Source organism: Neobacillus sp. Fa239, from assembly GCF_055395235.1.
In genome coordinates, this window is the sequence record NZ_AP041611.1 from 2,566,379 (window position 1) to 2,586,839 (window position 20,461).

13 protein-coding genes and 3 pseudogenes are annotated in these 20,461 nt (G+C 38.1%); 14 read left to right on the forward strand and 2 right to left on the reverse strand.

Annotated elements, in window-relative coordinates; all coding sequences use genetic code 11:
* Nucleotides 1-430 precede the first annotated feature (430 nt).
* The 5 genes and pseudogenes from ACZ5XR_RS12350 to ACZ5XR_RS12370 form a co-directional block, all read left to right on the forward strand.
* Complete coding sequence (locus ACZ5XR_RS12350) at nucleotides 431-2,599, forward strand: AMP-binding protein (RefSeq protein WP_464501932.1); 2,169 nt, start codon at nucleotides 431-433, stop codon at nucleotides 2,597-2,599.
* Nucleotides 2,596-3,786, forward strand: a complete 1,191-nt coding sequence (gene lplT, locus ACZ5XR_RS12355; RefSeq protein ID WP_464501933.1) for a lysophospholipid transporter LplT — start codon at nucleotides 2,596-2,598, stop codon at nucleotides 3,784-3,786. The genes ACZ5XR_RS12350 and lplT overlap by 4 nt, the downstream gene beginning before the upstream one ends.
* Nucleotides 3,787-3,996: 210 nt before the next feature.
* The gene (locus ACZ5XR_RS12360) at nucleotides 3,997-4,812 is read left to right on the forward strand and encodes a lipid II flippase Amj family protein (RefSeq protein ID WP_464501934.1); all 816 of its coding nucleotides are present in this window, start codon (nucleotides 3,997-3,999) and stop codon (nucleotides 4,810-4,812) included.
* Between the two features lie 567 nt (nucleotides 4,813-5,379).
* Nucleotides 5,380-6,516, forward strand: a complete 1,137-nt coding sequence (ltrA, locus tag ACZ5XR_RS12365) for a group II intron reverse transcriptase/maturase (RefSeq protein WP_464501935.1) — start codon at nucleotides 5,380-5,382, stop codon at nucleotides 6,514-6,516.
* A 317-nt stretch (nucleotides 6,517-6,833) separates the two neighbouring features.
* Nucleotides 6,834-6,977, forward strand: a pseudogene (locus tag ACZ5XR_RS12370) (thioredoxin-disulfide reductase); the annotation flags it as partial.
* A gap of 545 nt (nucleotides 6,978-7,522) precedes the next feature.
* On the opposite strand, the pseudogene ACZ5XR_RS12375 reads toward ACZ5XR_RS12370, so the two are convergent.
* Together ACZ5XR_RS12375 and ACZ5XR_RS12380 are read right to left on the reverse strand one after the other, a co-directional pair.
* Nucleotides 7,523-8,750, reverse strand: a pseudogene (locus ACZ5XR_RS12375) (IS110 family RNA-guided transposase).
* Nucleotides 8,751-9,159: 409 nt separating this feature from the next.
* Nucleotides 9,160-10,212, reverse strand: a complete 1,053-nt coding sequence (locus ACZ5XR_RS12380; protein ID WP_464501936.1) for a S53 family peptidase — start codon at nucleotides 10,210-10,212, stop codon at nucleotides 9,160-9,162.
* A 571-nt stretch (nucleotides 10,213-10,783) separates the two neighbouring features.
* On the opposite strand from ACZ5XR_RS12380, the pseudogene ACZ5XR_RS12385 reads away from it, so the two are divergent.
* The 9 genes and pseudogenes from ACZ5XR_RS12385 to ACZ5XR_RS12425 all read left to right on the forward strand — a co-directional run.
* Nucleotides 10,784-11,218 (forward strand): annotated as a pseudogene (locus ACZ5XR_RS12385) (transposase); the annotation flags it as partial.
* A 508-nt stretch (nucleotides 11,219-11,726) separates the two neighbouring features.
* A complete protein-coding gene (pnuC, locus tag ACZ5XR_RS12390; RefSeq protein WP_464501937.1) occupies nucleotides 11,727-12,344 on the forward strand; it encodes a nicotinamide riboside transporter PnuC in 618 nt (205 codons plus the stop codon).
* An 836-nt stretch (nucleotides 12,345-13,180) separates the two neighbouring features.
* Nucleotides 13,181-13,411: a hypothetical protein gene (locus tag ACZ5XR_RS12395; RefSeq protein WP_464501938.1), complete on the forward strand. Its 231-nt coding sequence runs from the start codon at nucleotides 13,181-13,183 to the stop codon at nucleotides 13,409-13,411.
* Nucleotides 13,408-14,529 (forward strand): GerAB/ArcD/ProY family transporter, encoded by a 1,122-nt coding sequence (locus ACZ5XR_RS12400; protein WP_464501939.1) that lies wholly within the window; start codon nucleotides 13,408-13,410, stop codon nucleotides 14,527-14,529. Before ACZ5XR_RS12395 ends, ACZ5XR_RS12400 begins: the two co-directional genes overlap by 4 nt.
* Nucleotides 14,526-15,629: a GerAB/ArcD/ProY family transporter gene (locus ACZ5XR_RS12405; RefSeq protein ID WP_464501940.1), complete on the forward strand. Its 1,104-nt coding sequence runs from the start codon at nucleotides 14,526-14,528 to the stop codon at nucleotides 15,627-15,629. Before ACZ5XR_RS12400 ends, ACZ5XR_RS12405 begins: the two co-directional genes overlap by 4 nt.
* Nucleotides 15,630-15,631: 2 nt before the next feature.
* Nucleotides 15,632-16,180: a spore germination protein gene (locus ACZ5XR_RS12410; RefSeq protein ID WP_464501941.1), complete on the forward strand. Its 549-nt coding sequence runs from the start codon at nucleotides 15,632-15,634 to the stop codon at nucleotides 16,178-16,180.
* 5 nt (nucleotides 16,181-16,185) lie between these two features.
* Entirely contained in the window at nucleotides 16,186-17,226 is a 1,041-nt protein-coding gene (locus tag ACZ5XR_RS12415) for a spore germination protein (protein WP_464502295.1), read from the forward strand.
* Nucleotides 17,223-18,416: a Ger(x)C family spore germination protein gene (locus ACZ5XR_RS12420; RefSeq protein WP_464501942.1), complete on the forward strand. Its 1,194-nt coding sequence runs from the start codon at nucleotides 17,223-17,225 to the stop codon at nucleotides 18,414-18,416. The genes ACZ5XR_RS12415 and ACZ5XR_RS12420 overlap by 4 nt, the downstream gene beginning before the upstream one ends.
* Before the next feature lie 940 nt (nucleotides 18,417-19,356).
* Nucleotides 19,357-20,070 carry an MOSC domain-containing protein gene (locus tag ACZ5XR_RS12425; protein WP_464501943.1) on the forward strand — a complete coding sequence of 238 codons (714 nt, stop codon included), beginning with the start codon at nucleotides 19,357-19,359 and terminating at the stop codon, nucleotides 20,068-20,070.
* Nucleotides 20,071-20,461: the final 391 nt, after the last annotated feature.

Here is a 20,461-nt window from a genome sequence, read left to right on the forward strand (position 1 = left end):
GTAGAGAGGTTCTCTTCTACTCTACTAGTTTAGAGGAGATGTTCTCTCCCGATCCAGAGAATAAAATTAGAAGAAAACAAAAGAAAATCGTTGATAGCTTGTCTGTTCAAAATGAAAAATAATAACAAAAATTGTAAAAGGAGGAAGAGAAGTGGACGACATCCCCAAAAAGTAGGTGCAGTCTGCTCTGATGAAGTCCTTTCTACTGCAAATGATGAATATGAAACCTAGCAATCCTCCCACAAGGACGTCAAAATACCCAATTAGAAAAAATTATGAAAACACAGTTTCATCAAACCCCTCCTTATTTTTGATGCAAAATAATCCGTTGAAAGGAATTAAATTCCATTTAAAAGACTGCGAATTTTGCGCTTTTTTTAAAAATGAATTCCATGAATTTTCAGTATAATTAAAGAGAAGGGGGAATCTCATGATACAACTGGCGGATGTACTTTTATCACTCGTCAATCCATTATTTAAGACAGTGATCGTCGGAAGAGAACATTTGTCGATTACGGAACCAAGCATCATCATTCCCAATCACACATCCTTGGTAGATGCCGTCATTCTTCTCCAAAATCTGCCGAAGGACGATGTGTATTTCGTCTCGAATACCGACATAGCAAAAAAATATACACGGATATTTAAGGGCAGAAATATCATCACTGTAGACCCATTAAATCCTTATGCCGTCAGGGATATGGTGAAAATGCTGAAAAACGGGAAATCCCTCGTCATTTTCCCGGAAGGCAGAATCACCCTCACCGGAGGATTAATGAAAATCTATCAAGGTGTTGGCTACATCGCCATCAAAACAGGAGCGAAATTGATTCCTGTCACAATTGATGGACTCGACCGAAGTGAATTTTCCTATTTAAACCATTTAAACAAAACCGTTCCTTTCCCCAAAGTAAAACTTTTGATCGACCAACCATTCACCATACCGAAAATGGAAAATATCCCGATAAAAAAACAAAAAGAAAAGGCGACAGACGCCATTTTGCATGTTCTGCAGAATGGTCGCTTCCAGATTCAGCAAAAGAACAACATCAACTTATTCAATGAATTGCTGACGGCTACTAAGAAACATGGATCTACACTTAGGATATCGGAAGATCTAAGCGGCGTCGCAACCTATAAAAATTTGCTTTTAAACACGTATGTCCTGAGTGAAAAGCTCGTGAAACTAGTAGATAAGGACCGCCGGGTCGGCTTGCTCATGCCGAATTCGAACGCTCACGTCGTCCTCCTTTTCTCTTTATTCCGGATAGGGAAAACACCCGCCATCCTTAATTTCAGCGCAGGCAGTCAGACTCTCCTCACCTGCTGTGAAACAGCAGATATTAAAACGGTGATTACCTCAAAGATGTTCATCGAAAAAGGAGGGTTCGAACCATTGGTTAATGCGTTGAAAAAGAAAAAGGTACGGATTCTCTTTTTAGATAAAAAAGAAGAGACCATCGTCACGGAATGGAATCCAGAAACCGATACCGAATCGCTCTTTCGCATAAGTTTCAGTGATAAGAAGGCAGGGTTCACGGCGTATTTTCAAAAAAAGAAATCCACCTATCAAGAGAATGAACTCATCCTCTTTACCTCAGGAAGCGAATCGGCGCCCAAGGGTGTCGTCTTAACACATGAAAATATTTACTCCAATATCTATCAGGCAAGAAGCATCATTGATTTTACCTCAAAAGATAAAATCATGAATGCGTTGCCCATGTTTCATTCCTTCGGTCTGACAGCTGGAACCTTATTACCGTTATTGCTCGGCGTGCAAACGTTCTTATATCCAAGCCCTTTGCACTATCGAGTCATTCCGGAAATCGCCTATGACCGAAATGCAACCATCCTTTTTGGGACATCGACATTCCTGTCTGGGTACGGAAGATTTGCCCATCCATATGACTTTTTTTCGATCCGTTATGTGTTCGCAGGAGCAGAGCGGCTAAAACCTGAGGTGAGCGACCTATGGTTTCAAAAATTCGGCATCCGGATTTTTGAAGGGTACGGGATTACAGAAACTTCGCCGATTTTATCGCTTAATACGCCTCTTGCCTACAAAAAAACCACCGTCGGTCGCTTTCTCCCTGGGATTGAGTACAAAATCACGTCAGTCGAGGGCATCGAGAACGGCGGAAATCTTTTTGTGAAGGGTCCGAATGTCATGAAAGGGTATTTGCTGCACCAGACAGGGTTCGCAGCATGCGGAGAATGGTATGATACAGGAGATGTGGTAGAGGTAGACGAGGACGGATTTATCAAAATTGTATCCCGTTTGAAGCGATTTGCGAAAATCGGCGGCGAGATGATCAGTCTGAATTTGGTGGAACAAATAGCCAGCGAATGTTTCATACACGAAGGATTTTCTGCCGTCTCTCTTCAAGACGGGCGAAAAGGCGAAAAAATTCTCTTATACACGACGAAAAATGCACAAGAAAAAGAAACACTGCGACATTTTATTCAAGAAAAAGGGTATTCGCCACTTATGGTGCCAAGCCAGCTCCTTTTCATAAAAGACCTGCCGCTGCTTGGAAGCGGCAAGACGGATTATGTCCGTTTAAAACAATTCGCAGAAATAGGGAGGAATAGTCAATGAGAAAACCGTTTCGGTCGCTTTTGCTTACTCAATTTTTATCTGCCTTTACCGATGGCGCCGCGATTTTGGTCATTGCCTTCATGTTGAAAAACAGTCTAAAAACCCATGACGACAACAATCCATATATATTTCTCGTCGAAACGTTCTTTCTATTTGCTTATATTTTGTTCGCGCCATTTGTCGGAACATTTGCCGACAGAAACGAAAAGTCAAGAGTCCTCTTTGTTGGGAATACCGTGAAAGCGCTTGGAATTCTGCTTCTTATCATGAAAGTGGACCCTGCTTTTTGCTACGGAATCATTGGGATAGGAGCCGCCATTTATGGTCCGGCAAAATACGGAATATTAAAAGAATTAACCACGACCGAGGACGAACTCCTGGACGCCAATGGAAAAATCGAGAGTACAACCATTCTAGCAATTATTTTGGGAACCTTGGCGGGAGGCATTTTGTCCGCTCACACCACCCTTGGGGAAATGTGCTGTCTTGCCATTTATATTTTATCGATTCTCCTTGCCTTAAAAATTCCGGCGAAAGAAGGAAACAAAGAACTAGAATACCGAAAAGAAGCGTTCCTGTTCTTTCGGGATGTGAGGGAAGCCTTCCGGCATTTCCGTATGAAATTTTCCTTAATCGGGAGCGGCTCCTTTTGGATGATAAGTGTCGTCATTAAAAACGGGCTTCTTTTATGGATCCCCGTACATCTTGGGATTAAGAGCGGTCTCCCGTTTACTGCCATCATAGGAATGACCGCCATTGGGATTGTCATCGGTGCTCTATTAGCCAAAAAGTTTACCAGCATCCAGACGTTTTACCGAGCGAACCGCTATGGTTGGCTGGTCGCTGTATTTGCCATTCTGTTCCCATTTGTTGCCGGAGGGCTCATCGCTCTTGTTATTACTTACCTTCTCCTTCTATGTCTTGGTGTATTTGCCGGGATGTATGTCATTCCGCTTAACGCCACCTTGCAGGAAGAGGGGCACCAGGTGCTTGGAGTTGGTAAAACCATCGCTGTTCAAAACTTTATTGACAACACCTTCATGCTGTTTGGAACCTACAGCGTCTATTTGTTGAATGCTCACTTTGGATTTTCCGTCATGGCATCGCTTGTTACATTTGGGTTTGTTTATTTACTCATTGTACTTTATTTAGGAGCATTATCAAAAAAACGGAGAAACAAATTGTAAGTGCCTTTTTTCGCTAGAGGTTTCTTGTTGAACGAGGGCTTATGTTAAAGATGGGATTGCTTCGGCGCTCCCTTTTGTTATTGAACTAAAGGAGCAGGTTACTTGAAGAAGGAAATCAAAATTATTAGAATTTTTGGCACTTCTAAATAATATTCCAAAGCAAAATAATTTAATATATAATATGGCTATCTCTATTTTAAGGGGCTATTTATGGAACTAATTACAGGCAAGGTCTTATTAATTTCTCTGTTCATATTGATAATTACAATGATTGAAACATTAGCTTATTCAACTAGAATTTCAGGATCACGAGTAAAATTAATTGCAACAGCATTATCCTTGTTTAGTACACTGGTGATTGTTTCAAGGTTTTCTACGATGATTCAACAACCTTTGACAGCTAAACTGATTGCAGAGGCACCAGATATAAACAAATTACACTACATTGAGGAACAATATAGAATTTTAATCGGTGTTACTTCAATTGGCGTTTTGTTCGCCATTCTGTTGTTCCCGAGCTTCATTAATATCTTTTCAAGAGCCATCATTCAACTTTCAAATCAAAGTGGCTCAATAATTGCACTGTTTGCTAATCAATTCAATCGAAATGGTATAAGAAAACTTTTTATGTGTTTTAGGCTACCTAGATTTACATATCTAAAGGGAATTACCTGGAAGACTATTCCGAAAAGACTCTTCGTTATTAATGTTATCATTTCAGCTGTTTTTACCATTGGTGTATTATCCTCAATATATGCATCTATGTTAGTGCCTAAAGATTATTCTCAGGCTGCATCAATGTCTTCTGGGATTATAAATGGCATAGCAACAATTTTATTATCATTGTTTATTGACCCGAAGGCTTCTGTATTAGCTGATAGAGTAATGAAAAAACAAACTAATTATATATATTTAAAAAGTTATTCTTTGACAATGATTAGTTCTAAATTTTTGGGTACTGTTTTGGCTCAATTACTATTTATTCCTGCCGCGTATTATGTAGCTTGGTTTGCTAAGTTTATTTAATGGGTTATTGCTAAATTTACTTGGGCTAGAGTAAAACTAGGAGTTGCTTCGGCAACTCTTTTTGTTGGTGTGCCAGGCATGGCAACTATCTAGGTGGTGAAAGTCCACTGTGGGGGTACACATCGACCAACCACTAAGGAAGCGCAAGGTACTTACCGTGAGGTAAGGGCTGAAGGAAGCGTGGAATAAAATCTTGGCTCGACGAACAGAAATCTGATACTAAGGCTTTATAAAGGGAAGAGGCTCCCAAACAAGTCAAAGTCCAAAAGATGTGCGTAACTTTTTAGAGTAAATCAGGCGAGTAAAAGAGTAAAGATAGTTGTCTTACCCTGGGAGGTCTTTTGGATGTACGGAAGTACAGTCGAAAATGGTTAATCGCAAGAAGTCAGCAGAAGCCATTGTAGTGAAAGTTAGTTCATGAAGGGCTGAACAATTTATAGTGTTTCAACACCAAGGATGCGTAAGTGACGTACTCCGAATGTAATAATGGTGAAAGTATGAGCGTATCTCAAAAGCTAACCAAAATGGAGCTATCACTTACTACGTGAGAGGGAAGGAGAAACGAGTGTGGAACTTTTAGAACAGATTCTAAGTAATCAAAATATGAATGAAGCCTACTTGCGTGTATATAAAAATAAAGGTGCTAGTGGGGTCGATGGAATAACGGTCGATGAACTGAAACAATATCTGAGGGAGAATAAAGATGAGCTGCGTCAGCGCATCAGAACAAGAAAATACCAACCACAAGCTGCCTTAAGAGTGGAGATCCCAAAAGTAAATGGAAAGATGCGCAAATTGGGAATACCAACAGTAGTGGATAGGGTAGTTCAACAAGCCATTCATCAAGTACTCAGTCCAATATTCGAAAAGCAGTTCAGCGAATTCAGTTACGGCTTTAGACCGAAAAGAAGCTGTGATATGGCAATTATTAAAAGCTTGGAATTTCTGAATGATGGATACGATTGGGTTGTGGATATTGACCTTGAAAGATTTTTCGATACAGTCCATCACGATAAACTCATGCGAATCATTTCTAATACCATAGATGATGGAGATGTCATTTTCCTAATAAGGAAATATCTTGTCAGTGGAGTTATGGTGAATGGAAAATATGAAGAAACACCAATTGGAACTCCGCAAGGAGGAAACCTAAGCCCACTGCTGAGTAATATTATGTTGAACGAACTGGATAAGGAACTAGTAAGTAGAGGACTCCAATTCGTGAGATACGCTGATGACACCCTCATCTTCGTAAAGAGTGAGAAAGCAGCGAATAGAGTGATGGAAACAATCGTGAGATTTATAGAAAATAAATTAGGGTTAATAGTCAATGTAGAAAAGAGTAAAATCTCCCGTCCAAAAGATTTGAAATTCTTAGGATTCGGATATTATTACGATTCTAAGAATGAGAAATACCAAGTAAAGCCCCATCTCACGTCAATACAAAAATTTCAACGAAAGCTTCGGAAATTAACAAAGCGAAATTGGAATGTTCCGCTAGACTACCGAATCTTAAAACTAAAACAAGTCACAATTGGGTGGGTTAATTACTTTAGAATCTCGAATATGAAAAAAGCGATGACTGAGATAGATAAGAAGCTTCGCTCCAGAATTAGAGTTATCATCTGGAAGCAATGGAAGGTATCAAAGAAACGAATCAAATCGCTTGTTCAACTGGGGATCCCAGAGGAAGAGGCGAAATGATTAACTTTCTGTCGGAAAGGTTATCGGTACATCGGACTATCGAAGGTTGTTCAGAGAGCAATCTCAAACAAAAGACTAAAGCAGAGGGGACTTCCCTCTGCTTTAGAACATTATCTAAAAGTACACACTGTAATATAAATTGAACCGCCGTATACGGAACCGTACCTACGGTGGTGTGAGAGGGGCGAAAATAATCAACTTATTTTCCCTCTACTCGATTGTCAACTAAAGGGATGAATTGACATCCTTTTTTTCTAAGATTGTGAAATATTACACTTAAAGTAACGGATGCAAGAGTTGAAGAACAGGGCTGTCGTTCAAGTATTCCTGGCAATTTCGCTGCTAGGGATGTTCGGGATAAACACCTGCGCCAGATTGTGACGGCAGCAGGGGATGGATCTATTGACTCTCAAGGCGCCCAGAACTATATCGAATCTCTGCATAATGTTTCGTTTCATTGATTTTTCCATTGATTTTCATGAAACTTTAATTGATTTTCGTGATAATATAATACTGTAACAGTGATATGATGATAGGGTTGGAAAAAGTTGAAAAATATAGATGCTGTGAAATGTATTGCAGTCGGGATGTTTGCTTTGAGTTTGGTATTGGTAGCGGTAAGTTTTTGGATGATGTTCCTATATGGACTACATTCCTATTTTTTCTATAAGAGATTTTGATTTGTTCGATATTCAATCAAAAAAAGCCGTAACAATGTGTTAAAAAGTTCTCTTTTGAGGTACCCGCATAGCAAAAAGCAATTATAAAAAACAGTTATAAAAGCAGTGTGTTTCTCATATGAAATCACACTGCTTTTTGCACGTTTTAACAAGATCATTTTTAAAGTCTTTATACTATCTTCTTTAACTAAACCAGCTAATAGTTTGTCAATATTTTTCAATGAAAATCTTAAAAAACACATGATATACTAAAAATGTGCATGCCAAATAACCTTCCTTTAATTTCACTATTGGAAGGTTTTGTGCTATTTAGTTTAATTTAGGTTCTACGCTATATCTTGGAAAGTCGTTTTGTTTTTTAAAAGGGCAAATATCCAATGCAAGAGCTTATTTACACATGCTATTACAGCTACTTTAAAGGGCTTTCCTTCTCCACGTTTCTTGTCGTAAAACTCTCGCATTTTCTTGTTGCGAGGGATGATTTCATCCGTTGTTTTCTTTTTACGGCAATCACGAATCGCACAACGAACAGCCATATATAAGGCGTGTCTAAGTCTACTTGAACCTCTTTTCGTGATTCGATTTTTTGTGGCAGAAAATTTACCAGATTCAAAGACACTAGGGTCCACTCCTGCGAATGCTACAAGCTTTTTAGGATCATTAAATCGATCTATCTCCCCAATTTCTGAAATAATCGTTGCCGCGATTTTTTCTCCGATACCTGGGATAGATTTGATAATATTATATTCTTCAATTTCTTTAGCGAGGGCATCTATCTCCGACTCCAACTTTGATAGGTGCTCTTTGTATTGAAGAATCATATTAATGTACATACCGAGGCTTAAAATATGACTTTGATAAATTGCCTTTTCAAATGGATTTCGATCTGCCGCAGCTTTCAGTTTAATTGCTTTTTCTGTTGCCCACCTAATTGATCGGCTTTTACATAATTCAAATATCTTGTCTCTAATTGTTCCCTCACTCGCTTTAATAATGTCCTCGGAAGAGGGGAATTCTGAAAGCGTTAAGAGTGATACCACAGAATATAAATCGCCAAAAACTCCTTTATATTCTGGAAACACTTGTTCAAGAATAGCCTGAAATTGAAGCTTCGTTTGTATAGTGACTCCAGTAATATTTTCATGTTGTCTAGTAAGATTACGAAGATTTAATAATTGGACACCACGCTTTTTATAAGGCTCTAACTCTTCTTTATAAAACAATTCACAAAGAAGATAGGCATCTATCTTTACTTTTCTTAAACTTGAACCCCCTTGCTTTGTATGAAATCAATGGATTGATAATAATCAATAAATATCCTCGTTCTTCCAAGTAATGAACAACAGGAGTTTGATAATGCCCTGTAGCTTCTAGAATTACTGAGGGTTTCTTACCAGACTCATTTTTCACATCCTCCAGAAACGTTACAAGATAACTAAGCCCCTCAACAGTATGGGATACTTTAAAACTCTTTCGGTATGGTTTGCCTTTATCTAAAAACGCTTGAACTTGACTTTCCCCTTTTGAAATATCCAGACCAACGACTGGATTCATTCTAAATCCTCCTCCTAAACTAGTAATTTGCCAGTACCCCTAATTCCTCCATGCAGTGTCACAGCTTCGCTTGTTATACGAGATCTAAGTCCCAACCAGCCTCAATCATGTTTCTACAAGTAGGGGGCGAACGGTTTAGTTGACGGGGTCGAAGCCCCACGGGCAGTTACGTTCTACCCTGGCTACTGATATAATAGGACCAAAATAAATAAGGTCAACCAGAAATATTTAGCATTCTGGCTAACCTTATAATACGAACGTGGCAGGTTAGTTCAATAAGAGCCCGCTACAATAGCCAGCTTTTTGTATGAAATAAAAGGTTAGTACAATTAGAAAAAATAAAAAAGACTAGCCTTTTGATTTTTAAGCTAGTCTTTATTTTACCCTGATTTTCAAAATGTTGGTGAACCTAATCAGAACTTGAATCATCATGGTCAGGATGATGGTGATGAGGATGATGATGGTGATGTCCATGATCTGAGCTCGATTCATCATCAACTGTGTCAGGGTCTCTACCCAATGCTCTAACAAGTAGATTTGCCCGAGGAGTTCCCAGTCCTGTCACAAAGTCATATCCAGGTGTACAGCAGAAAGAGCCTGCGCAGCCAACGGTGATGTCGTTGTAATTTCTGGCGTACTGTGATCCCTTTGCCAGATCGTAGAGCTCTTGATGCCCATCCGTTAAGGGCACATTCCGAATCTGATTGGCTAATGCGATGATGGCTGCCCAGCAAGGAGTTCCCAAGCTTGTGCCGCCAAAAACGAACCATCCGGTTGATCCAGAATCGATTGGTGTGCTGGTGAAAATGGAGACACCTGTGGAACCGTCTCCAAGAAAGGACACATCTGGAGCAGCTCTTTTTCCACCGGATTGGATGCCGAATGGAATCTGGTAGTCTGGTTCAGGTTCGAAGAGGCTTGGTCCCCCTCCGGAGCCCACCCAGCCGGTTTCGGCAATTCTGCTCCCATTCTGGCGTAGCAACAGCGTAGTCCCTCCAACGGACACCACAAACGGGGAAACCGATGGATAGTGATTTTGTCCGCCGACGTCCCCAGATCCGGCTAAATAGACTTTACCGGGATGTTGGAAAAGGTGATCAAACGCGCTCTCGAACGATGCCTCAGGAAAAATCCAACTCATCGAGACTGCTTGGACATCCAAAGTATTCGCGAAGTCAACAGCCCCAAACAGGTCAACAGCAAATGCAGTTTTTGCAACAACGAGGTGGATGGTGGCATCCGGTGCAAGGGCGTGGACCCATTGTGTGTCGATGGCTGTTTCGATTGTCCATTCAGATTCGAAGTGATCTGGCTGCCCTTGAGGAAAATAGATGTTCAACTTTGCAGGTGGTAAGCCAAACTGTCTGCTGAAGACTTGCAAATCATGTTCAACCGTGGGGCTGCCGTGTGCAACCACAATCGCGACGTTCTGATTCTTCCCGGTAATGCCTGACCTAATCAACGGCTCAATCTCATAAGCGCGCCGAATCTGCTGGGGAGAATAACCGGAGGGAGTAAACGATGCCGAACCAGGTTTCATATGGTGAGGCGGTCTAGCGACATCAGGAAACTGATTCGCTATATTTTGTAAATCAAAACTACTCAAAAAAACATTCCTCATTTCAAAAGAATAGATTTAGTAGTTTAATATATTCTTCTAAAAGAGGTCGGACACGGCTTGTACATATAAAGAAAAAAATGTACTAGAGTCTACCAAAATCTTAATAGAAATTGAATTATGTCCTTGTTGAACTAACGGGGGCTATAGTTTCACAACAAATGGACTGTTTCGGCAGTCTTTTTTATTATCGTTCTTCAACTAAATGGGCAGCATTCCTGTATTGAAGAAATATGAGGTTTGAATATAAAAAAGCCCCTTGGTAAGATATGAGTGTCCAAAGCTTGGCGGCAAAAAGGACACAAGCAAATTACCAGGAGGCTATTTAAATGAATTATAACCAAAATGAAAAGATTGCTCAAATTACTTCTCAAACATTAATTATAGGTGTTGATATTGCTAAATACAAGCATGTGGCTTTGAACAAATGGTAGCAATAAAGGGAATAGGAAAAGACACAGTTGCCGGATTCTTTTCAGAGGTAGGAGATCTAAGTCACTACTCCCACCCACGGCAGATTATCAAATTAGCTGGGCTTAGTCTTAAGGAAAATACATCTGGAAAGCACAAAGGACAAACCAAAATTACCAAGAGAGGAAGGAAGACTTTAAGAGCACTCCTCGTTCGGGTGGCGATGCCTTTGGTCGCTAAAAATAAAGCTTTTAAAGCATTACATGAGTATTTTACAAAACGCCCAAATAATCCATTAAAAAAGATGCAATCGCTGATTGCAATATGTAACAAGCTTATAAGAATTCTGTTTACCATCGGTAAAAAGCAGTGTGAATTTAGTGAAGAGCGTATGTTAAGGGACATTCCTCATATGGCGGAATTACAGATAGCAGCTTAATTTCTTTTAGTGAAATTCATTAGGTAGTAGTTTTATTGTTTTAGACATTTGAAGCACGGATTAGTCAGTAAATCAACTAAAATACGGGCAAAGACCCTGTCGGGCAGCATGACTGACATCCACCTCATGGAAAGGTTGGACGAAGGAATTTTGGAGCAAAGACTCTGTGAGATTTGGGAGGGTTGACCTCCATGAGAAATGTGGAGATCCACCAGTGCGACCATACTTTAACTAGTTATCCAACTTTTGGATAAGGTTGGTTTGGTTAACTATTAGTTTCTTTTTCACTTTGCCCCCAAAATTATCCTTTAGTACACTATAATTCCAATATTCAAATGGATTTTAAAACAAACTACTACGAAATTAGGAGAAAACAAGAGAAATCGTGAGATTTTCCTTTCTATATAGATGGAGTTTAGTTAAATAAGGAATTATTTAAATATCAATTCTATACTATATATTTAGAAGAATTTATTTCTACTTTGTATATTAGGGATGAGGGAAGGGATTGAAAAACAATTTAATAAATTATGTCGTATTAGTGATATTTGTAGCAGTCGCTTACTATAAAGATTCAACTTTTATTGAAGTAGTGGCAAGTTTTTTCGGACTAGTCTGTGTTTACCTAGCAGCAAAAGAAAACATATGGAACTATCCAATTGGTATTGTAAACATTATTTTATTATTACGGATTTTCTACATTGCAAAACTTTATGCAGATATGATGCTTCAAGGAATGTTTCTCGTGTTAAGTCTATATGGATGGGTGTTTTGGTTACGTAATCGCGGAGAGAAGGCAGTTTGTCAAACGACAAAACTCACATTAGACGGTTGGATTTTAATAATTTATATAACACCCATTTTATCTTACGGTTGGGGTTACCTATTAACTAAATTTACTGATGCGAGTTCACCTTTTCTAGATTCATTTATTGCAACTACCAGCTTGGTTGCACAAGTACTGTTTTCTACTAAAAAATTCGAGAACTGGTATTTTTGGATTTTAGTGGATATTTTATCAGTTGGTCTGTATGCATACAAGGGTCTTTATACGATTAGCTTTACATATTCTGTATTTTTAATTATTTGTATCGTAGGTGTATTTGAATGGAGGAAACAATATTGATAAAAATGATTGGAGACTTACTAATCAAGAAAAATATCTTTTTGGTAAAACTCTTACCCTGAAGAAATTTACTCCCACAAAAACAGACCACGAACACTGTGAGTTTTGTAGTCAAAAGATTATGGATAAAAACCATCCAGATATATTAACGAAGCTTCTACGACAAATGATAAGTATTTTTGGGTATGTTCTGATTGTTACAATGATTTTAAAGAGATGTTCAAGTGGAAATAAAAAATGATGAGGTAATAATATTCCATTCAACTTACTTAAACTGGGTAATAATGTAAAAAGGCTGTAGAAGTTAATGAATTGGCTTCAAAAATCTTACAAGCAAAAGAAGAAAAGAGATACATGAGATTTTACATCAAATAATAGATGGAACATGGAACATGGAACATTGTTTTATTTTTAGATTGTGAAAAAATATAAGCAATGTAGCGTGGGGGCTTTAGTTTAACAACAAATGTGACTGTTTCGGCAGTCTTTTTTCAATTGTTATTCAACTACAGGTTAATTCAAGAAGGTTTATAATTATAATTAAGTATTGTTATTTCATTCGGAATTTATTAGGAGGTTTTCCCTTTGTAAAAACAAACATTTCATTTGTTATATTTGCCATATTTATAACAGTTTTAAATCAGTTTATTTCTCCGATGTGCTTCGATGTGAAACCCAGTAATGCATTCACTGTCTTAGCTCTTTTTTTTATTTAATGAATGTCTCTGTTTTGTTAAAGATTAGTAAATACGCTCACAATATTCACTTATTTTTCAATGATTATGTTGTGAAATATTTGGGAAACTATCTATTGTAAAATAAATTTGGAGGCTTCCATGGTCACATTTCTATATTTTTTTATCATGTTATTAATTTTCGGACTGATCTTTATCATTGATATGTTTGTCTACCAGTCAACGTTTATGGGCGAAATTATTCATTTATTAAAAACATCTGTCGATTCAGGAAAATGGATTGTCTTACTGATGTGGCTTAGCGGACTTTCCATGAGTATTCTGGCAGATGTTCGTCTTAAAAAAAATCGGTCAGCGAGTGGAACCAAATGACAAATGAACCAAAAGAAAACCTGTCATTGTGGCAATTATTTATTTTAATTGTCAATTTTGAACTGGGCAGTGCCATGGTTTTAAGCTTAGGAAATGAAGCGAAGCAGGATGCCTGGTTAGCCATTCTTATTGGAACGATTTATGGAGTAGGGATTGTGTGGGCATATTCCTTTCTTTTAAGCAGAGTGCCTGGAAAAAATCTTTATGAAATTATAGAAACAGCAGGGGGTAAAATGTTTTCCAACATTCTTACCATCGCCTATGTTATGTACTTTTTTTATTTATCATCCCGCGTTCTTCGGGACTTCGGGGAAGTAATCACAACCGTTATCCTGCCAAACACGCCGCTCGAAATGATTTCCTGGACGTTTATGATTTTAATTATCTATATTATTTACCTTGGTTTGGAAAACTTAGGACGGCTGAATGAATTGTTTACACCATATATGATTCTGTTCATATTTTTCATTACGATTCTTCTTATGATCAGTGGAGAATTCACGCTGAAAAATTTGCAATTCCCCTTTAAAGATGGGATTACACCAGTTGCCAAAGCCATTTTCCCTCAATTAATGACATTTCCATTTGGAAACATGATTGTTTTTACCATTATTATGGCATACACAAGTAAATTTAAGTATGTCGGGAAAGTGGGGATGGCGGCTGTTGGAATTTCTGGTTTATTACTAAGTTTTTCAGCCATTTTGCAACTTGGTGCACTCGGATTGGATGCAAAGATGAGGGCGAATTTCCCCCTTTTAAGTGCCGTAAGAAATGTTTCAATTGGAAATCTTATCGAACGGTTGGAATCCATTGTCGTATTCATCTTGATGATTGGCATAATTGGAAAAGTAAGCATGTATTTCTTTGTGGGGCTTAAGGGGATTGAACATGTATTTTGCATTCCCTACCGTTCTCTTGTATTCCCGATGGGGATGCTGGTTGCTATTTTCTCTATCCTTTCTTCGAAGAATTTCCCTGAACTGACTAAAGAGGGAATTCAAATTCATTCCATTTTTTTCGATCTTCCTTTTCAAATCGGGATCCCTTCCTTGATTTTTGTCCTTGTTTTATGGAAACAAAGAAAAAAAATTGTTCAAGGGGAGGGCGGCTCATGAAGGAATCAATCTCCTTATGGCAATTATTCGTATTGATTATTAATTTTGAATTTGGTAGTGCCGTTATTGTCGGGTTGGGAAACGAAGCCAAACAAGATGCCTGGTTAGCCATTTTGATTGCAACTTTTTATGGAATCTTACTTGTTTGGGGGTATACTGTCCTACTGTACAAGGGTAGCGGGAGAAATTTATTTGAAATTATAGAGATGACGATCGGAAAAATGTTTTCGTCGTTCCTGTCTATTGCATATGTAGTTTATTTTTTTTATTTAGCCTCTCGTGTGCTTCGCGATTTTGGCGAACTCATGACGGCTGCGATTTTGCCGAACACGCCGCTTGAGATCATTTCTTGTACATTAATGCTTTTGATTTCGTATATCATGTATCTGGGTTTGGAGAATTTAGCTCGATTAACAGAACTTTTTACACCTTTTATCATCTTGTTTATTGGGGTCATTTGGTTCCTTCTCATTATCGGAGGTGTATTTACATTCAAAAATTTGCAGATTCCTTTACAAGACGGAGTTACACCGATCGTGAGAGCAATATTTCCCTCTTTAATGGGCTTTCCATTTGGAGAAATGATCGTGTTTTTGGTCGTCATGGCATACACAAGTAAATGGAAATATGCGGGGAAAGTAAGTATGGCAGCAGTAGGAATTTCAGGGTTTATTCTAACGATTGCGACAATCTTACAAATTGGTTCACTTGGTGCTGATGAAAGAATAAGATCCAACTTTCCTCTTTTAAGTGCGCTAAGGAATGTCTCTATTGCTAATTTTATTGAAAGATTGGAAGCCATCGTTGTATTTCTATTAATGATGGGCATTATTGTAAAAGTAACGCTCTATTTTTTTTCTGGTTTGAAAGGGATTGAACACATATTTCATATTCCCTTTCGCCCGCTAGTTTTCCCAATGGGCATACTAATTGCTATTTCTTCCGTTCTGATTACGGAAAATTTTGCTGAACACATCGAAGAAGGAGTAAAGTTTGTTCCATTTTATTTGCACATTCCATTTCAAATTGGATTTCCTGCTATCATCCTTCTTCTGCTTGTATGGAAACAAAGAAAATCATCGATTCAGGGAGGAGGATAAAGATGCGGGTATCTCGAAAATTGTTTTCTCCAAAAAAGGAATTTACTCATCATGATGAAACAACAAGTCCGGAAATCGTCCCTGATGGTGAGAGCAAAACGCTATCTAGGAATTTGGAGCAGAATCAAATGGAATTGGAACGAATTTTCGGAAAAACCGTGGATCTTGTATTAAAGTCTATTCATATCGGGGATCAAAAAGGAATGATTTGTTATCTTCAAAGCATGACAGATGCAAAAATCATCACTGAAACAATCATGCAGCCACTGAATAGTGCATTAATTCACGAACGAAAAATTTTAACCAAAAATGGATTCGATGTTTTTTCCAAAGACGTTTTTAGCGGAGCTGTATATTCTTTTACGGACACTTTTCATCAAATCGCAATCCATATTCTTTCCGGTTATGCTGTTTTAATCGTCGAAGGAGTGCCAGAAGCGTTAGCGATTCATATCGAAGGAATCGAAAACAGATCGATCAGTGAATCAAGCACTCAGACCATTTCAGAGGTCCAAAAGATTCATTCATTGAATCCATCAGCACCAATATAAGTTTAATAAGAAGAAGAGTTAAAAATCCGAATCTTCGGTTCGAGGGATTTTCGATTGGAAAAGATACCCAAACTCCTGTTGCGATTGGCTATATGGAAGGGGTAGCCAATGAAAAAATCGTCCAGGAAGTAAGAAACAGGCTTTCCCGTATTAATATTAATGCTATTTTTGATTCCGGCAATATTGAGGAACTCATTGGTGATAAAACATACACTCCCTTTCCCCTTGTGTATAATACAGAAAGACCCGACACGATTGCTTCTCAGTTAACTGCCGGGAAAATTGCCATTTTTGTTAATGGAAGTCCGTTTGTCCTATCAGTTCCCGTCGTTCTGACGAACTTTTTCTCTGTATCGGAGGATTATTTCCAACCTTTTCTGATGAGTTCGTTTGTTCGGTTGGTTCGTTATGTTTCTTTTTTGATTTCTCTTCTTTTTCCAGCTATTTTTGTTTCACTTATTACCTATCATTTTGAATTAATTCCAACCCCGTTGCTTGTCAGTATCGCTTCACAACGGGAAAATGTTCCTTTTCCAGCCATCGTTGAATTGATGCTAATGGATTTAACATTTGAAATCTTACGGGAAGCTGGAACGAGGATGCCGAGAGCCGTTGGGCAAACAGTTTCAATTGTGGGAGCACTCGTCATTGGTCAGGCAGCAGTTGAAGCAGGGATTATTTCGAACACGATGGTCATTGTTGTCGCCATTACCGCCATTGCAGGTTTTGTTTCTCCTATTTATAGTTTTGCTAATTCAACACGGTTGTTGCGATTTCTGTTAACGATTTTAGGAGGGATATTTGGTTTATATGGAGTGTTTCTAGGCTTGTGTGCCATCTTTGCTCATCTTGTCAGTCTCCGGTCTTTCGGTGTTCCTTATTTAGCGCCAATGGCTCCATTTATTGTGGAAGATCAAAAAGACGTGCTTATAAGACTTCCGTTGTTTCAGATGAAAAGGCGTCCTAAATTTATGAATACGGAGGCCCCATTAAATCAGTTAGATAGCATTTCGCCTTCTCCTCCGAAAAAAAGGGGAACACCATGAAAAAATGTCTTTTGTTCGTGTGTTGTTTTGTTCTTCTTTTTTTGTTGGTTGGATGCTGGGATTCTAAAGAGTTGAATCAAGTTGCGATTATTACAGGGATGGCAATTGATAAAGGAGAAAAAAAGAAGTACAGATTGACGGTCGAAAAATTAAATACGATAGAGTTAAATCCAAACCAGGCATCAGGAAACACGCCAACTGTAGTCCATAGCCTTGAAGGTGATTCGATCCCTGAAATTGCCCAAAGAATGAATATAGGATTGTCAAAAAAAATGGTCTTATCTCATATGAGAATAGCGATTATTAGCGAAAAGATTGCCAAAAAAGGGATAATGGATTTTTTTGATTATCTGGAACGATACAATGAAATTCGGGAAGACTTTAATGTCGTTGTCGCAAAAGGTGTACCTGCTTCTGACATTTTAAAAGTGTCTTATCCAATCCAAAAAGCTTCCACTCTAAAATTGCACATGCAATTAGGAAATGCGGTTAATCAGTGGGGGTCTGATCCAGATGTCCGTAAAAAAGATATTATCGATTCTTGGACATCAGAAGGTCGCCAGCCAGTCGCAGCAGTCGTCACGATTAAAGGGACTCCCAAAAAGGGGAACAGCGTCGATAATATGAAACAACTTACCCCACCTGCATTGGTCGAAGTTGTCGGAATGGGTGTGTTTAAAAATCAGAAATTAATCGGCTATCTTTCCGTTTATCATACGAGAAATTACTTATGGACTCAAAATAAGCTGAAAAAAACGGAACTTGCTATCCCCTGTGAAAAAAACAAATATTTAAACGTACGTGTTTTTCGAACCAATTCAAAAGTAAAGGCAAGTGTTCAACGTCAAGTACCTCATTTTACAATCAACATAAATGCTGAATCGCAATTAACTGGAACCCAGTGTAATGTAGCTTTGGACAAAACGAAAACCTATCAAGAACTGGAGAAAAAAACAGAACAGTATATCGAACAAATCGTTTCGAGTACGATCAAAAGAGTCCAAACAACCTATAAAGTTGATATATTTGGGTTTGGTGATGAAATGAAACATGGAGATTACCAATATTTCAAAAAAGTAAAAGGAAACTGGGATCAAGAATTTGCAAGGGCAACTATTGATGTAAAAGCAAGTGTCACATTACGTCGTTCAGGCATTCGGACAAAAAGTTTCCTATCTGAGATCAAATAACATCTTTCTATGAATGCAAGAATCCGGGAGTATGCAATTCTCAAAAAGGAGGACACAGATAAAACCTCTACTTAATCCTTAGCTTTGCTTCTACTTTGGAGCAAGGCATTTTGCTTATTAAGTGACAATTACAATTCTTTAAAAAAATTTGATTTAATAAGTTGAGCCTATTTCTTAACGAACCAATCAAACAAGCAGAATATACATATTCATATCAGAAGAACTTTAATTAAAAGATTTAAACTGTAATTTTTCCCTTTCCAAATAATTCATTTAGATAGTGAATTATTTCACTTGAAATAATTGGGTGCTTTCATAGAGGAATTGGATGGCTACTGTGATTCCCATTTTTTTATTATTGAGCTAAACTTTCAATAGTGAAGCATCATACTTTATCTATCTCATTTTAATCTTAAGTCCTGCAATTTTTTTATACTTATCTAAATTTCCTAAAACAAGAGTGAAATGTATTTTATATGTATTTGGTTGGATTGTTGCACTTGTTGTAATCGAATTGATTGGGTTAAAATTTTTTCACTCAATTAAACATTATCATGGTTGGAACATTTTGTGGTCTTTATTATTTGATGCAGTGATGTTCCCAATGTTACGTCTACACTTTGTTAATTACAAATTAGCTTTACTGCTTAGTATTCCATGTACCCTTTTCTTATTGATTTGGTTTAATTACATATGAAAAAAAAAAGATATTGAACTACCATGGAATAACGATTAAAATTCCATTTTCTGTGGTGAGGCTCTGCTTCATCGATGGCTGAAGGGTGCTTGAGTAAAAGATCATATTCCGGCTGGTAACACTAAATGATGGCTGCGGCGGTCCCGTTTTCTTATTGCAGTAACGAAGCAGGGTACTTGAAGAAGGGTTTAATATGAATATTGGAGAATAAAATCCTATAAAGGGAAAAACGGGGGTAGAACTTTGGATTATAAGAATGGACTTGTAGGGGTAGTCAAAGAAATCCGTCGGTTTCCTGTAAAATCAATTTTAGGAGAGTCTTTATCAGCAGTTTCAATTGATAATCGAGGTCTCTTGGGAGACCGTCTGTGGGCTATAAAAACCATAAAAGGAAAGTTTGGTAGTGGTAAGACAACACGCCGCTTCCAACTGATAGACGGGTTATTTAATTTTAGAGCAAGATATGAGGGTACTACTCCAATTGTAACTATGCCTGATGGAACTGATTATCGGTGTGAAAATAATGCTGTAAACGAGGCATTGACTGATTGGCTCGGGTTTCAAGTAACTTTGACACTTGAAGAGTCAATATCTCATTTTGACGAGGGTCCAATAAGTATCATTACGACCTCTGCGTTACATATGTTGAGTCAGGAAATAGGAGAGCCAGTAGACCCTCGTCGTTTTCGAGCAAACGTTTTAATCGATACAGAATCAACGGGATATCTCGAAGATGATTTGTTGAACCGACTAATCAATGTCGGACCTAGGGTTGTCCTGAGAGTTGTTGCTCCACTCCAAAGGTGTGTAATGGTGAATAATCCACAAGAGGAATTAAGACAGGATGTTCGGGTTCTCCGAAACTTGGTTAATAATCATAGTGGTACTTTTGGAGTATGGGCTAAGGTTGAACGTATAGGTGAGGTGAATGTTGGAGATGAGATAACCTTACAATAAGTTAATCGTTTTCCAACTAACGGAGTGCGATGCTTACATAAGGCATCGCATTTTTTTGGCCTGATTAACGAAACAGATTGTGCGGCAGCCATTTTTCTTGTTCTGCTAACGGTAGCAGGTTACTTTAATAAGATCCAGTTTGTAAATAAGTGATTTAACATAAAAACGACATTCATGGTAGAACGTCGTTTACTGTCAAAGGACCGGCAAAAATACCGGACTGGATTAAATCTACTAATCAAAAAAGGACCCAGCCCTGGCAACATAGGACAAGATCTTTTTAATTATAAGGAAACTTCTACTTTTTCATTCAACGCAGGAAGCTCTTTTACAAGCTTACGTTTTCCTTGCTAATCCTCACTACATGCTTTAGCAAACTTAAACTATTTCT

Coding starts and splice junctions, on each gene's coding strand:
- lplT (WP_464501933.1), top strand. CDS start 2,596: ATGAGAAAACCGTTTCGGTCGCTTTTGCTTACTCAATTTTTATCTGCC.
- ACZ5XR_RS12405 (WP_464501940.1), top strand. CDS start 14,526: ATGAAGGAATCAATCTCCTTATGGCAATTATTCGTATTGATTATTAAT.
- ACZ5XR_RS12410 (WP_464501941.1), top strand. CDS start 15,632: ATGCGGGTATCTCGAAAATTGTTTTCTCCAAAAAAGGAATTTACTCAT.
- ACZ5XR_RS12350 (WP_464501932.1), top strand. CDS start 431: ATGATACAACTGGCGGATGTACTTTTATCACTCGTCAATCCATTATTT.
- ACZ5XR_RS12395 (WP_464501938.1), top strand. CDS start 13,181: ATGGTCACATTTCTATATTTTTTTATCATGTTATTAATTTTCGGACTG.
- ACZ5XR_RS12400 (WP_464501939.1), top strand. CDS start 13,408: ATGACAAATGAACCAAAAGAAAACCTGTCATTGTGGCAATTATTTATT.
- ACZ5XR_RS12420 (WP_464501942.1), top strand. CDS start 17,223: ATGAAAAAATGTCTTTTGTTCGTGTGTTGTTTTGTTCTTCTTTTTTTG.
- ACZ5XR_RS12360 (WP_464501934.1), top strand. CDS start 3,997: ATGGAACTAATTACAGGCAAGGTCTTATTAATTTCTCTGTTCATATTG.